General features: G+C 61.0%; 16 protein-coding genes. 6 read left to right on the top strand and 10 right to left on the bottom strand.

Annotation, left to right across the window (positions count from 1 at the left end; translation table 11 throughout):
- Window positions 1-39 precede the first annotated feature (39 nt).
- Window positions 40-1275 (top strand): hypothetical protein, encoded by a 1236-nt coding sequence (locus SIC17_RS07520; protein ID WP_412546854.1) that lies wholly within the window; start codon window positions 40-42, stop codon window positions 1273-1275.
- Between the two features lie 230 nt (window positions 1276-1505).
- Window positions 1506-2237, top strand: a complete 732-nt coding sequence (locus tag SIC17_RS07515) for a hypothetical protein (RefSeq protein ID WP_412546853.1) — start codon at window positions 1506-1508, stop codon at window positions 2235-2237.
- On the opposite strand, the gene SIC17_RS07510 is transcribed toward SIC17_RS07515, so the two are convergent.
- Together SIC17_RS07510 and SIC17_RS07505 are read right to left on the bottom strand one after the other, a co-directional pair.
- Entirely contained in the window at window positions 2234-3043 is an 810-nt protein-coding gene (locus SIC17_RS07510; RefSeq protein WP_412546852.1) for a TerC family protein, read from the bottom strand. The genes SIC17_RS07515 and SIC17_RS07510 overlap by 4 nt on opposite strands.
- Before the next feature lie 105 nt (window positions 3044-3148).
- The gene (locus SIC17_RS07505) at window positions 3149-5272 is read right to left on the bottom strand and encodes a primosomal protein N' (RefSeq protein ID WP_412546851.1); all 2124 of its coding nucleotides are present in this window, start codon (window positions 5270-5272) and stop codon (window positions 3149-3151) included.
- A 126-nt stretch (window positions 5273-5398) separates the two neighbouring features.
- Between SIC17_RS07505 and SIC17_RS07500 the strand changes: the two genes are divergently transcribed.
- The 4 genes from SIC17_RS07500 (at window position 5399) to SIC17_RS07485 (ending at window position 8029) form a co-directional block, all read left to right on the top strand.
- Window positions 5399-6085, top strand: coding sequence for a DUF484 family protein (locus tag SIC17_RS07500; protein ID WP_412546850.1), 687 nt, complete (start codon window positions 5399-5401; stop codon window positions 6083-6085).
- On the top strand, window positions 6067-6999 hold the full coding sequence (locus tag SIC17_RS07495; protein WP_412546849.1) for a tyrosine recombinase XerC: 933 nt from the start codon (window positions 6067-6069) through the stop codon (window positions 6997-6999). The genes SIC17_RS07500 and SIC17_RS07495 overlap by 19 nt, the downstream gene beginning before the upstream one ends.
- A 116-nt stretch (window positions 7000-7115) precedes the next feature.
- The gene (locus tag SIC17_RS07490) at window positions 7116-7727 is read left to right on the top strand and encodes a hypothetical protein (RefSeq protein WP_412546848.1); all 612 of its coding nucleotides are present in this window, start codon (window positions 7116-7118) and stop codon (window positions 7725-7727) included.
- 2 nt (window positions 7728-7729) lie between these two features.
- Window positions 7730-8029, top strand: a complete 300-nt coding sequence (locus tag SIC17_RS07485) for a winged helix-turn-helix domain-containing protein (RefSeq protein WP_291890804.1) — start codon at window positions 7730-7732, stop codon at window positions 8027-8029.
- A gap of 20 nt (window positions 8030-8049) precedes the next feature.
- On the opposite strand, the gene SIC17_RS07480 is transcribed toward SIC17_RS07485, so the two are convergent.
- The 8 genes from SIC17_RS07480 to odhB form a co-directional block, all read right to left on the bottom strand.
- Entirely contained in the window at window positions 8050-8595 is a 546-nt protein-coding gene (locus SIC17_RS07480) for a GNAT family N-acetyltransferase (RefSeq protein WP_412546847.1), read from the bottom strand.
- A 175-nt stretch (window positions 8596-8770) separates the two neighbouring features.
- Window positions 8771-10177, bottom strand: coding sequence for a dihydrolipoyl dehydrogenase (gene lpdA, locus SIC17_RS07475; RefSeq protein ID WP_412546846.1), 1407 nt, complete (start codon window positions 10175-10177; stop codon window positions 8771-8773).
- A 103-nt stretch (window positions 10178-10280) separates the two neighbouring features.
- Entirely contained in the window at window positions 10281-10679 is a 399-nt protein-coding gene (locus SIC17_RS07470) for a hypothetical protein (RefSeq protein ID WP_412546845.1), read from the bottom strand.
- An 82-nt stretch (window positions 10680-10761) separates the two neighbouring features.
- Window positions 10762-11238: a hypothetical protein gene (locus SIC17_RS07465; protein WP_412546844.1), complete on the bottom strand. Its 477-nt coding sequence runs from the start codon at window positions 11236-11238 to the stop codon at window positions 10762-10764.
- 227 nt (window positions 11239-11465) lie between these two features.
- Window positions 11466-11774 (bottom strand): hypothetical protein, encoded by a 309-nt coding sequence (locus tag SIC17_RS07460; protein WP_291890799.1) that lies wholly within the window; start codon window positions 11772-11774, stop codon window positions 11466-11468.
- 77 nt (window positions 11775-11851) lie between these two features.
- Window positions 11852-12286: a hypothetical protein gene (locus tag SIC17_RS07455; protein WP_291890798.1), complete on the bottom strand. Its 435-nt coding sequence runs from the start codon at window positions 12284-12286 to the stop codon at window positions 11852-11854.
- Between the two features lie 77 nt (window positions 12287-12363).
- The gene (locus tag SIC17_RS07450) at window positions 12364-12774 is read right to left on the bottom strand and encodes a hypothetical protein (RefSeq protein ID WP_291890797.1); all 411 of its coding nucleotides are present in this window, start codon (window positions 12772-12774) and stop codon (window positions 12364-12366) included.
- Window positions 12775-12800: 26 nt separating this feature from the next.
- Complete coding sequence (gene odhB, locus SIC17_RS07445; RefSeq protein ID WP_412546843.1) at window positions 12801-14327, bottom strand: 2-oxoglutarate dehydrogenase complex dihydrolipoyllysine-residue succinyltransferase; 1527 nt, start codon at window positions 14325-14327, stop codon at window positions 12801-12803.
- Between the last annotated feature and the right edge of the window lie 13 nt (window positions 14328-14340).

Raw genomic sequence — 14340 nt, 5'->3', positions numbered from 1 at the left:
CAGCTGCTAGCGTGCGCAGGAGTTGCGTTGGGGGAAGTCATGAAGCTCTTGTTCCGCGGATTTCTGGTCCTGCTGCTGGTCTGGTTGGTGGGCGCGTATTTCGTCCCTAAACGCATGCAGGACGGGCCGTTGGGCATCGCGATACAGCTGCATCCCGTCGATTTTGTCGCACAGTGGGGCATGCATTGTGCCCGGGAGCAGGGCGGGTTGAACGGGGTTCAATATGCGTTCAAGGGAGGTTCCGACCGTCTCGACCGGGCGCATCAATGTTTGTCCATCGCGCGCCGTTTGCCCTCTCCCAATCACCGGACGGGGCCGCGCATTCAGGAACAATGGCTGACTTACCTGAATTTCTCAGGCCGAGATGCCGAGGCGCTTTCAGGTTGGCTGGAGGTTGCGCGATCCGAGGACATTGCATTTACGTTTGGTCCGGAAACCGACAATGCAGAAGCATGGCGCGCCGCCATCGGGTCTGCCTCGCGGATGGATGAACCCGCGCTCGTCGTTCGCCTGGGCCGCGAAGCTCTGACGACCCTGTCATCCCAGGAGTTTGCCGAGCGCGTAGCGGCACACTCGTTCTGGGACACGGCGCTGGCTGCTGTTAGCCACACAAATACGATTCACCAGACTATCAATGGTCAGCGAATACCCAACTGGGCGTGGACGCGACTCTCAATAGCGGAAATGGTTGTCGCAGCTCTAATTGCAGATGGACGAGCCGAAGAGGCCGTGGAGGTTTTGGACGACCTCTATGCGCAAGAACCTTTCGTTTCGGGGCGGTTCGATCTGACTGAGTATCACGCCGCGATGAATTCTGTGCTCGGGGAGGCGTTAGATGATCGAGCGCGTCTCGAAGCTGCGCTGGCATACTGGCGCCCTATTGTTGATCGCGACATCGAGCGACTTTCCGATCCCACAGTCTATTCCGGGGGCGAGAATCTTCGGGCGTTGAGATTGACGCTTGCGCTTCTCGGGCAGCTGGACCGCTGTGATGAAGCCGTCGCAATCGCGGATGCCTTGCCGATCGGCGAGGATTTGCCAGCGGCGTTTGAGCGTCCTGAGGATCGGTATCTCGCCAATGATCACGACTGGTATCATTTTCAGTGTGTCGCAGCCTCCTTGTCTGGCAATGACGCGGTGGCCCAACACGCATGTGGTCTGCGTGATCAGCTGGAGGCCAGCCTGACGGGCGAGGAGGTTCAGGCCCTTTATCTCCCCATTTTCGAAGAACCTCTTCCTCGTCCGGAACCCTCCGCCTGTTTCCTAGGCGAATAACCGCCGCTCAAACTCACCGTCACCCCGATGAAGATCGGGGCCCAGTTCGTCGAGCGAGGGTGTTTCAGAGAAAGGTGCCTTCTGGAGCAGGCCCCAGCCTTACGAACTGGGTCCCTGCCTTCGCAGGGATGACGGATGATTTTGTGGCTCGCCCGCTTTCCACGTCCACCACCCGCTGGACCTTCCCCTCCAGACATGCATGCTGCCGCCACTTCGAGAAGGGATCCGACATGCTGGTGGAGTTTCTGGCGCGATTGTTTGGGAGTGCGCAGGGCGCGGGTGAAAATACCGCGCCGCAATTCGTGCGCCTGGCGCACCCGGTCTCCGACCGCCCTGATCGGCCCGCGAAGTTCGGGCGTCGGTCCAACTGGCTGGCCGTGCGCGCTGATGATCCGCAGGCCGTGGTCGATGCGCTGGGTCTGGAAGATGTCCAGGCCAGCAACTGGGCCTCGGGCCTTAAGATGACACAGGAGATGAGTGCGGCGGGTTTTGGCAAGCTGGCGATCAATCCGGCGGCCTTTGTGGCGTCGGTGATTGATGGCTGGGTGGCGGTGACGACCCGTCATCTCGGCCCGGTCGACGAATTGTCTGTTGTCGAGGTGGAAGAGGTGCTGGAACAGCTCTCCGCAAACTTCGGTGAGGCGCAGTATTTCGGCGGCTTTCCCGGTGCGGGTTACATTGCCTGGTATCGCGCCCGCGACGGCAAGCTGACCCGCGGCCTCACCTATGTGGGCCAGGGCGACGGTTTCCTCGACAATTTCGGAGAGACCACGCCGGAAGAGATCGAACTGGGCTTTGGCGACCTCACCGGACGTGAACCGGAAGAGATGCAGGACCTGACCCCGGCCGAGGATGATCATCTGCGCGTGGCTGAGCTCTGGAGCTTCAATCCCGACCAGCTCGAAGACCGCGAGGATCTGAACAAGAGCACGGGGCTGCTGGGGTATTTCCCGGAAGGCTAATGCCCCTCCGCTGCCTTGTCCGCCTCGCGCTTGTTGCGGGCCAGGATGTTCAGCGTCTCCACGAAGAGGGAGAAGGCGATGGCGAAGTAGAGATAACCACGCGGGATGTGGAAGCCGAGACCGTCGGCGACCAGGGCCATGCCGACCAGAAGGATAAAACACAGGGCCAGCATTTTCGCGGTGGCGTATTTCTCCAGGAAGCCGGCAACCGACTTGGCCGAGGCGACCATGATGATGGTCGAGATGACCACAGCCAGCACCATGACGGCCAGGCGGATGCCTTCGGCGCCGTCACCGCCCAGATCGCGCGTCATGCCCACGGCGGTCAGCACACTGTCCAGCGAGAAGACCATGTTGATGGCGGTCATCTGGGCGACCACGATGAACATGGAAGAGACCTTGCCGCCGCCGGCGCCGTGATGCTCACCCTCGATCGTGTCGTGGATTTCCTCGGTGCCCTTCCACAACAGGAAGAGGCCGCCGCCAAACAGGATCACATCCTCCAGCGTGATATCCATCAGCACTTCGGGATGCTCCGGATCCGCCAGGCCGGCAAACATCTCCGGCAGGGTGAAGAGGGTGGCATGGGTCAGCCCGGTCAGCCAGACCAGGGCAAACAGCAAGAGGATGCGCATGGCCGCACCGGACCAGATGCCGATATCACGGCCCTTGGCCTGTTTTTCCTCGGGCAGGCGCTGCGACGCAACCGAAACAAAGACCACATTGTCCACACCCAGCACGACTTCCAGGAAGGTCAGCGTCAGCAGGGACATCCAGACGGCAGGCGAGGTGAGAAATTCGATCATGAATGGTCGTTCCGGTTGTAGGGTCTTTGTGCACTCCTAACGCGCTGTGCGTGTGATGTCATCCGCGATCTCGGTCTGGCCTTCGCTGAAACTTTGGCGAGCGTCCTAGAGAAAGCTGTAGGGATCGATATCCACGGAGACCCGCACCGAGGGCGGGGTTTTCACGCGTTTGCGCCAGGCGCGGACATAGGCGGACATATCGATGGTCTTGTCAGCGCGCACGAGAACGCGGCGGCGGTGCCAGCCGCGCACGATGGCGAGCGGGGGTTCGGCCGGGCCCCAGATTTCCACACCGTCAGTGACCGGCGCTGCTGCTGCGAAATTGGCGGCGGCGTCCTCGACGGCCTTGGGGTTCATGGCCATGAAACCGATCGAGGCCATGCGCCCGAACGGTGGCAGGCCCAGCATTTCACGCGCCATGATCTCGGTTTCCAGGAAGGCGTCCCGATCCCCGGCAACGAGGGCCTGGATGGCTTCGTGTTCGGGCTGGTGGGTCTGCAGGAGGGCGCGTCCCGGGCGTTCGGCGCGGCCGGCCCGGCCCGCCACCTGGACCAGGGTCTGATAGGTACGCTCGCCTGCACGTGGATCACCGCCCGCCAGGCCCAGATCCGCGTCGATCACGCCGACCAGGGTCAGGTTGGGGAAGTTGTGACCCTTGGCGGCAATCTGGGTACCGACCAGGATATCGATCTCGCTGTTTTCCATACGCTCGACAATGTCGGCACCGGAGGAGCTGTCGGAGGAATAGATCTCGACCCGGGTTTCGGGGAAGAGATGGCGCGCTTCCTCGGCGACCCGTTCCACGCCGGGCCCTACAGAGGTCAGGCTGTCCTCGGCCTTGCAGTTCGGGCACAGCTTGGGTTTGGGCATGGAAAAGCCGGTGACGTGACAGACCAGGCGGCCGGTATAGCGGTGCTCGACCAGATAGGACTGGGTGTCCGGCGAGACCATGCGGTGCCCGCACTTGCGGCACAGAACCAGCGGCGCGTAACCGCGGCGGTTGAGATAGAGCAGGCTCTGTTCACCGCGCTCCAGCGTATCGCGCATGGCCTCGATCAGCGGCGGGGAGAGCCAGCGGCCGTCTTCGGCCGGGGTCTCGCGCAGGTCAATCGTATCCACTGCCGGCAGGATGGCCGCACCGGGACGGGCTGGCAGGCGCACATGCACATAACGCCCGGCCTGGGCATTGGTCAGGCTCTCCAGCGAGGGCGTCGCCGAGGCCAGGATGACATTGGCGCCTTCCAGCTTGGCCCGGACCACGGCCAGATCACGCGCCTGGTAATGCAGCCCCTCTCCCTGTTTGTAGGTCGGGTCGTGTTCCTCGTCGACGATGATCATCTTGAGATTGGGGAAGGGCAGGAACAGCGCGGATCGCGCGCCGACAACGATACGGGCGCGACCTTCCGCGATTTCGCGCCAGGCGCGGCGGCGGTTCTTCGGCCCGGCACCGGAATGCCAGAGGGCCGGCTGCGCGCCGAAGCGTTTCTCGAACCGGCTGAGCACGGCCTCGGTCAGCGCGATCTCCGGCAGCATGATCAGGATCTGGGCCCGCTCGTCCTGGCGCAGGATCTCGGCGATGGCCTCGAAATAGACTTCCGTCTTGCCCGAACCGGTGACACCGTCCAGCAGGGCAGACTGGAAACCGCCTGTCTTGACCAGGCGTCGGAGCACACCCGCCGCTTCGGCCTGGAGCTGTGTCAGCGGCAGGCCCTCCAGCTCCGGATCCGGCTTGTCGAAGGGTGGGTCCACCAGCTTGGTGATCGAGTGCAGGGCCCCGGTCTCGGCCAGGCCCTTTACAACACCAGAGCTCACCCCGGCTTCGCGGGCGATATCGGCGGCGCTGGCCTCTGTCAGACTGTCCACGGCATCGAGCACTTTTTCGCGCGCAGCGGTCATGCGCGGAGGCTCCGCATCGCCGCGGACATAGAGTGTCTCGGTCGGCGAGGGTTTCAGGGCGTCCTGGCTGCGCAGGACCGAACGCAGGAGGATTCCGGGTGGCTGGACCAGGTATTTTGCGGCCCAGTCGACGAGATTGCGTGTGCCTTCGGGGATGGGTGCGCCATCCATGCGGCTTTCTACGCTCTTCAATTCCCGTTCGCCGGGGCCGTCCTTGATGGCCCAGACCACGCCGTGGGCGCGGCGCTGACCGAGCGGGGCAATGACGTGATCACCCGGGTGGAGCTCCAGGCCATCGGGCACCCAATAGTCAAACGCCTCCGGCAGCGGCATCGGAAAAAGTACCGCGGCTCGGCTTTGCGATTTCACTTTCGGCTCGGTCACAGGGCAGAATGTCAGAAATGATTCGGTTTGTACGGGCCCTCAAATTGCCCGTCAGCGCCAGAAGAGGCAAAGCCTATGTCCACGACCACTGACGAAACCCGGTCCGGCCAGCTCGATATCGAGATGATCCGGGAGTTCCTGATGCGCAATCCGGATTTCGTCCGCGAGGACGCCGAGCTCTTTGCGCGCGTAACCGAAAACCCGTCTGCCGAGGGTGTGATCGATATCGGCAATGCCGCACGCGAAAAGCTGATGGGCGAACTGCGCCAGTACAAGGCGATGAATGAGAGCATTGTCGAGACGGCCCGCGCCAATCTGGCCATCCAGTCCCAGATCCATGCTGCCGTCCTGGGCTTGCTTGAAGTGGACAGTCTTGCAGGCCTGGACCGCAAGATCTCCAGCCGCCTCACCGGGGCGCTGGGCGTTGATGTCTGCCGGGTGCTGATCGAGGGCCATGCGCCGCTCAAGAGTGCGGAATCCGTTCTGGGCGCGTCCGAGGGCATGGTCTCCAGTGTGATGGGCGAGCGGGTGGAAATAGTCGGTCCTGTCGATGCAGAGCGTGCGCATGAAATCTATGGCCAGCAGGGAGCCCGGATGCGGTCCCAGGCCATTGTGCGTCTGGACTTTCATGGGCATGACGGCCTGTTCGCGCTGGCAGCGCGGGATCCGCAACTCTTCCAGTTCGGACAGGGTACGGAATTGCTCAACTTCCTGGCCCGCGTTACCGAGCGACTGATTGTGCAATGGATGCATCCGCGCTGAAGACCAGCGCCTCGGACGCGCTGACAGCTTTCCTCCAGCACCTTGCGGGTGAACGCCGGTTGAGCCTCAAGACGGTGGATGCCTATCAACGGGACATTTCGGGCTTTGTGGCCTTCCTGACCGGTCATCTCGGCGAGGCTGTTTCGCTGCAAACGCTCAGTGAAGTGAGTGCGCGTGACTTCCGGGCCTTCATGGCTGCGCGGCGCAAGACGGGCCTGGCGGCGCGTTCGCTGGCGCGTGAGATGTCGGCGCTGCGCTCCTTCTACACCTATCTCGAGCGTCGCTGGGAGGTGTCGAGCACGGCCTTGTTGCTGGTGGAGCTACCCAAGGTGCCGCGATCCAAACCCAAACCGATCAGTGAGACAGCCGCGCGGGACCTGGTCGAACAGGTTGGCGAGCGGGATGTGCCCGACTGGGTCGCCGCACGCGATGTTGCAGTTCTGCTGCTCTTGTACGGCTGCGGTCTTCGCATCTCCGAGGCCCTGTCACTGACCGGGCGGGACCGATCGCTGGGCGAGGGCTTGCGTGTGACCGGCAAGGGCGGAAAGACCCGGCTGGTCCCGGTTTTGCCGAATGTGGCAGAGGCTGTTCGCAAATATGCCGCGCTGGCCCCTTTTGATCTCGAGCCGGAAGTCGCGCTTTTCCGCGGCGTGCGCGGCGGTCCGCTGGGCCCGAGGCCAGTGCAGAAACTGGTCGAGGATATGCGTCTCGCGCTGGGGCTGGCGCCCAGTGCGACGCCGCATGCTTTGCGCCATGCCTTTGCCACCCACCTTCTGGCACATGGTGGAGATCTGAGGGCCATCCAGGAATTGTTGGGTCATGCCAGTCTTTCCACGACCCAGGTCTATGCCGAGGTGGAGGCCGACAATCTGCTGAAGCTTTACGACAAGGCACATCCGCGCAGCCAGGGCTGATCTTCCCCGGTCAATTTGCGTCCGTGACTGAACACGCATCCTGTGATGCAGGGTCCGTAATTGACAGAGCGATGCAAAGCTTCTACTTTGAACTATAAAGTACTTGGAGAGATATTATGAGCAGCGATACTGACCTGTCTTATTTGCGTGAAATGGCGGAAGCCGGCGAGCGTGCACCCATCCTGTCCGGACGCTTTTTTATCTGGTGGGGCAGCTTGGCCTCGCTGGCCCTGTTGGCACACTGGTTCATTCTGACGGGGCGCGCTGGCCTGCCGATCGAACAGGTGGGCCTCGTCTGGCTGAGTTTTGGAGTTGTCGGTTCAATCGGGTCGGGGGTGTTGCGCAAGGGCATGAGCGTGAAGCCGGGTTCCGGATCAGCTGGAAACCGCGGCGACCGTGCTGTCTGGCACGCCATGTTCATCTCCATTGTGGCCTATACGCTAGGTCTGGTCGCAGCTCTTTCCATGGGGCGGATTGAACAGACGCTCTTCGACACTATCCCGCTGTTTTCGCTGGCGTCTTATGGCATTGCCTTCACCACGGTTGCCGCGCTCGGTGGCCCGCGCTGGATGAAAGTCATGGCCTGGATCAGCTGGATACTTTGCGCTGTGGGCACCAGTTTCATCGGCACCGCGGGACTCTATCTTTTCTGTGTGTTGAGTGTGCTGCTGGTCGCGGTCGTGCCGGGTGTGCTTTTGTTGCGCGCTGAACCCGCCGCAGAGAGCTGATCATGGCAGACGAGTTTGACGCGTCCGGCCTGGATGATGTCATCCATGGCAAGTTGAGACTGGGTCTTATGGCCTATCTCTCCTCGGTGGAGAGTGCCAGTTTCAACGAGCTCAAGGACAAGACCGGGGCCAGTGACGGCAATTTGTCAGTGCACCTGCGCAAGCTGGAAGGTGCGGGATATGTCGGAATCGAGAAACAGTTTGTCGATCGAAAACCGCACACCCGCGCCAGCCTGACTGCAACGGGACGCAAGGCCTGGCAGGCCTATCTCGATCATATCCGGACCTTGCTGGGCGACTAGTTCAGGAATGTGACACGAGGTCAGGCCGCAACTTCGCGGGCTGGATGGTGTTCCCACTCGACGACGTCGCAATCCTCGGCTTCATCGAAACGCGTGCCCACCAGCTGGAAACCGGCTTTTTCGAGCACGCGGTGAGAGGCATCGCGATCGGCGCGTGTCACGGCGGTGATCGATTTGACAGTCTCGTGTCTGTAGGCCCATTCCAGAAGTGTCATGACTCCTTCGGTCGCCAGGCCCTGTTCACGATAGGATTGCAGCATGGAATAGCCGATCTCGACGGAGCCGTTCGCATCCGGTGGTCCCTTGTAGCCGGCGCACCCCACCAGGCGATTGAGCACGGGGGAGATATAGACCCAGGCGTGCCAGCCTTGCTGACCCGGCTCGTCACTCAGCCGGTCGGCTGCCCAGTGCAGGGCGTTTTTATCCATGAGTTCCGGCGGCCAGCTGGGTTCGATTTCGACGCCCAGAGCCTTGAAAAAGGCCAGCCGGTCTTCGAGCTGCAGGCGGGCAAGCTCGGCGTCGAGTGCGATCAGTCGCAAGCGGGAAGATGCAATCTCGAGCGTCATGATACCGGTCCAAAGGCCCCCAAAGCCGAGGGTGCCCGATCGGGGCACTCACCGGACCAGCTATATGCCTGATCCGTTCCCGGTTGTCCGCTCAATTTCGTGTCACAATCGAATTTTGTGACGAAAGGCTGTGAATACATGGCACCCGAAGGCGCCATGTATCTGGATTTTCGGGTCAGGCCTGCATGGTCCAGCCCTCGACACCCATGGCCGCCTGTCGGACAGCTTCCGTCAGGGTCGGGTGCGGGTGGCAGGTGCGGGCCAGGTCCTCCGAGGCTGCGCGGAATTCCATTGCGATGCAGACCTCGGCGATCATCTCGCCGACATTGGCGCCGATCATGTGAGCGCCCAGGATCTCGTCCGTTTCCGCATCAGCGAGGATTTTCACAAAACCGTCTGTCGTGTGGTTGGTACGGGCGCGGGAATTGGCCTGGAAGGGGAATTTGCCCTTCTTGTACTTGCGGCCGCTTTCCTTGAGCTCGTCCTCGGTCAGCCCAACGGAGGCGATCTCCGGTGCTGTGTAGACCACGCCGGGAATGACACCATAGTTCACATGTCCGGCCTTGCCCGCGATGCGTTCGGCACAGGCGACCCCTTCATCCTCGGCCTTGTGCGCCAGCATCGGGCCATGGGTGCAATCGCCGACGACCCATACATTCTCGGCGGAGGTCTGGAAGTGATTATTGGCAATGACGCCGCGTTGATCCGGCTGGACGCCGACATTCTCCAGGCCAAGGCCTTCCGTGTAGGGACGGCGACCGATACAGACGAGAACCGTATCGGCTTCGATTGTTTCGGCATCGCCGCCGGCAGCGGGTTCGATGGCGACTTTCAGCAAGTCCGGATCAGAGCTGTCGATACCGGTGACCTTGGTTCCCAGCTTGAACTCCATGCCCTGTTTCTTGAGCGTGCGCTGAGCCGTTTTGGCGAGCTCGCTGTCCATGCCGGGCAGGATGCGATCGAGATACTCGACCACGGTGACCTCTGCGCCTAGGCGGCGCCAGACCGAGCCCAGCTCCAGACCGATCACGCCAGCGCCAATGAGAACAAGTTTGCCCGGGATCTTCTCCAGCGAAAGCGCTCCGGTTGAGGACACAACCCGTTTCTCGTCGATCTCCACGCCGGGCAGCGGCGTGACTTCAGAGCCTGTGGCTATGACAATATGTTTGGTCGAAAGGGTCTGGCTGCCGCCCTCGGCGAGCTCGACCTCGACCTGACCGGCACTGGCGATGCGACCTTTGCCCTTGATGTATTCAACACCGTTTTTCTTGAACAGGAATTCGACGCCCTTGGTCAGACCGTCAACGGCGTCGTCCTTCTGGGCCAGCATGACGGGAAGGTCGACTTCGACACCGGAGGTCTTGATTCCGAGCTTGGCAAACTCGGTATTTGCGGCTTCGTAGAGTTCGGAGGCGTGTAGCAGAGCCTTGGACGGGATGCAGCCGACATTCAGGCAGGTGCCGCCAAGCGTGCCACGCATTTCGATACAGGCCACCCTGAGGCCGAGCTGTCCGGCGCGGATCGCGCAGTTATATCCGCCCGGGCCACCACCGATGATGACGACGTCAAAGCTATCCGACATGTTTGCCTCGTGATTGGGGAAGGAAGGGATGTGTCCCTATATGCCCGGGATATGAAGACAAGGTAAGGGCCAATATGTCCCGGCTGCGCAAGGCCGGATTGCACTACCAGCGCACGGGCTTTCGAGTGCGCAGGAAGATGAAGCCGAGAATGCCGGACAGGAGGGCTATGTTCACCAGCCAGTCGAGCCAGATATTCTGGCCGCCGGCAATCTGGTCATAGGATGGATCTGCGGAATAGGAGAGCCAGACGGCCAGATCGACAAATACAGCCAGACAATAAGTGTAGAAGGCCCAATGGCGGCGCAGATACAAGCCGACTACGGATGCCCAATAGGCCAGTGCATTGATGAAGGCCGCGGCAATTTCCCAGCTATGAAGTGGTGTCAGGACGACGATCCGGTTCGGGTCCAGCCCGATGGCTGTGCCCTGACCCATCATTACGAGCAAAATCGAAATGGCAGACGTGGCCTGAACAGAGGCCCAACCCGCTATCGCGAGCATCATCATCCATCGAAGAGTGAGGGCCTTTACAAGCGTTGGCATAGGGTCAACATAAACATATTTTGTTGTTGAGACAAAGCAGTTAGCGAGATTTTGCGTTGTTGGAAAGCACGAAATAAAAGACCCCGCCGACGACGAGAAGGCGCAGGATCAGCTTGAGCCAGTCAAGCAGCTCTGCCCAGTCCAGGCTGTTACCATCTGTTACGGCCGCATGGGCAGCATAACTGCCGCCAGAAAATGTTGCTTCGATCCAGCCGGCCTGCGCGGCGACCAGGAGAGTCGGTGCTAGGTAGAGCGCCCAGAGTGGTTTGCGCGGGATCAATACTGGCAGCGCGAAATCGCCGATAACTACCAGCGAGCGCAGTAACTGAGAAATCCAGGGCACGGTGGCAAGATCAGGGGCCACTGCCGGTGAGCTGAGGAAGAAAACATGACCGTTCATCGGCGCGGTCCAGCCTACGAGCAGGAAGCGCAGGCTGTAGAGACCGAGCAGGATAGAGGCGAGAGAGATCCACCGAAAAAGCGGAGAACGTGCGGTATGACTGTTCCAGTTGATCATCGGGTTAGCTCCCCAGCCAGGCTACGGTCGATGGACGATGAAGCGGGGTGATTTTGGATAAACGACATACATCGAAAGTGTTCTCGCTCAAGACCCCTTCAGATCCTCCGTTTGCGTTCGTCGAAGAACATAAGGCTGACACCGAGCAGCACCAGAAGGCTGGCGATATTCATCAACGTGTCTTCAATCGAGAAGGACGGTTTTTCGACGGCAGGATAACTGGTCTGCTAGGTCACCCAGATCCAGTATCCAAAATCGCTGAGGACAGCGGTTCCCGCGGCGACCAGCGATAGGAGGACAGATCCGGGCCTGTGGATCAGGAGTGCGATCGCCGTCGTGGAATACCCGATCATGTAAGCCGTCCACAGAACGAGCTGAAGCGGTCCGACCTCGCTGAGAACGTGCAGGACAGTTGGATCCGGTGCGCCCCAGGGCGGCAGGACCCAGTCATGCGTCATCGCGGTAAGGTAGAAGGGCAGGCTGTGAATGACCCGCAAGGCGCACACCAGAAGTACAGCGTAACGAATATAGGACATGGCCCCCCCAAGGACCGGCGGCCCAAGCCGGTCGCAGGGGGTTTTAAAAGTTGGACCGTTAACAAGCAGTTCGCCAGTCATACCCTGTCGACCGGCAGGAGCCATTGGCGGGCCGTGACCAAGGCCGTCCCAATCAGGATGAGGAAGTTCACCGAGTTCACCACAAGATCGAGATAGCCGTCCGCAAGGGACATCAGACTCACATAACTCTCGTGTGTGGCCATGGTCACCCAATAACTCATATCGACCGCGAACGCGTAGCCCGCCGTCACCATGGCCCAGCGTGATCTGTTGATCAGCAGGTAGGCGGTCAGCGCGTAGCCTGCGGCATAGCTGAACCAGATCAGATACTGCAAAAGGTCCAGTTGCCCCAGGCTGTTGGCTTCCATCGGCGTGGACCACAGCGGTTTTTCCATCCCGACCGCTGCCAGAAGCCCAACGGCAATGTACCAAAAACTGTATGCGGCGCGTCCCGCCGCCAGAATGGCTGTCGCTGTGGTGAGTTTTTGCAAGCTCGCCCCGTTGGTCCTGCAAATATTCTAGGGCGTATCGGCGGCAGTTCTACCAATCGAAGGTGGAAACTAGACCCCTAGCGGGTGAATTTCGGGAGCAGGTTCAATGTCAGACTCCCGAGCAGAACCAGCATGGCCAGCGAATTGATCAGGATGTCGCCGATGGTGAAGTTGAAATCATACACGCTGTCATAGGCTGGCATGATGACCAAAGCGGCCCAGAAGCCGAAATCCGCCAGGAAGGCGATTGAAGCGCTGACGATGGCCCAGCGTTGTCCGCGGAACAGGAAATACGCAGTTAGACCGTAACACAGCATATAGACGGTCCAGGCCGTCATCTGTGTTGCGGGCAGGTTCAGCAGAATCAGCCGGATGGAATCGCCTTCCGCGGAGAGCAATCCCAGGTGCAACAGCCAGGCGACCAGGAAATGGCGAATGGAAATGCCCACACGTACGATTGCGAGCCCCGCTGCTATCCAGCGGAGCAAACGCAATCTATCACGCGTGAGGTCGATCAAAGATCAAAGAGCATGCGCTGAGGATCTTCGAGGTTTTCCTTGACGCGGACGAGGAAGGTCACTGCTTCCTTGCCGTCGACAATGCGGTGGTCGTAGGACAGCGCCAGATACATCATCGGCTTGATGACGACTTGACCGTTCTCGGCCACCGGACGTTCTTGGATCTTGTGCATGCCGAGAATGCCCGATTGCGGGGCATTGAGGATCGGCATGGACATCAGGGATCCATAGACGCCTCCATTGGACAGGGTGAATGTGGCGCCCTGCATGTCCTCGATGGTCAGCTTGCCGTCGCGGGCCTTCTTGCCGAGGGAGATGATCTCCTTCTCGATATCAGCGAGAGACATCTGGTCCGCATCACGCACAACCGGAACCACCAGGCCACGATCCGTGCCGACGGCAACGCCCATGTCGTAGTAGTTCTTGTAGATGATGTCGGTGCCATCGATCTCGGCATTGACGGCCGGAATCTCTTTCAGAGCATTGACGCAAGCCTTCACGAAGAAGGACATGAAGCCGAGCTTCACACCGTGTTTGGCCACGAAGGCTTCCTGGTGGGCCTTGCGGGCTTTCATGATCGCCGACATGTCGGCTTCATTGTAGGTGGTCAGGATCGCGGCAGAGTTCTGTGCATCCTTTAGCCGCTTGGCGATTGTCTGGCGCAGACGTGTCATGCGGACACGTTCCTCGCGCGGACCGGTTTCACGCGGTGCGGCCGGGGCTGCGGGAGCAGCCGCAGGTGCTGATGTCGCCGGGACAGCCGTCGGAGCTGGTGCAGCTGCTGCGGCCTTGGCGTCGGCCTTGGTGATGCGTCCGTCCTTGCCGGTTCCGGCGATGGAGCGAGCGTCCAGCTTGTTCTCTTCAATGACGCGTTGGGCAGACGGCATGGCAATGCCGCCGGTCGCCGCCGGAGCTGCCGCTGCTGGCGCTGCGGCCGGGGCTGCAGCCGGAGCGGCGACGGCACCCGCGCCTTCCGCAATGCGCGCGACGGCGTCGCCCGGTGCTACGCTGTCACCTTCGCCAACCAGCAGTTCGGTAACCGTGCCGGCAACGGGAGAAGGGACTTCAACCGCGACCTTGTCCGTCTCGATTTCAACCAGGGCCTGGTCGACTTCGACCGTATCGCCAACATTGACCAGCCAACCGCCAATCGTGCCCTCGGTGACGCTCTCGCCCATCTGGGGAACGGTTGCGTCAGTGGTGGATCCGGAGGAGGAAGCAACCGGAGCGGCTTCCGCTACTGCAGGTGCCGCTTCCTCGACGACAGGTGCTTCGGCAACAGCAGCGCCAGCGCCGCCCATCTCTGCCAGCTTGGCGCCGATCTCGACCGTGTCGCCTTCCTCGGCGACGATGGCCGTGATGACGCCGTCTGCTTCGGCGCGGACTTCCACGGCAACCTTGTCGGTTTCAAGCTCGACCAGAACGTCGTCCTTGGAGACGCTGTCGCCAGCCTTGACCATCCAGCCGCCAACGGTTGCTTCGGTTACGGACTCACCGAGTACGGGAACGATGATGTCGGTCATGAGTATATCTTTC

The organism is Maricaulis sp. MIT060901, from assembly GCF_047123815.1.
Taxonomy (GTDB): domain Bacteria; phylum Pseudomonadota; class Alphaproteobacteria; order Caulobacterales; family Maricaulaceae; genus Maricaulis.
Note: the sequence above shows the minus strand (reverse complement) of the source record. Positions and strands in the feature narration are given on the sequence as shown.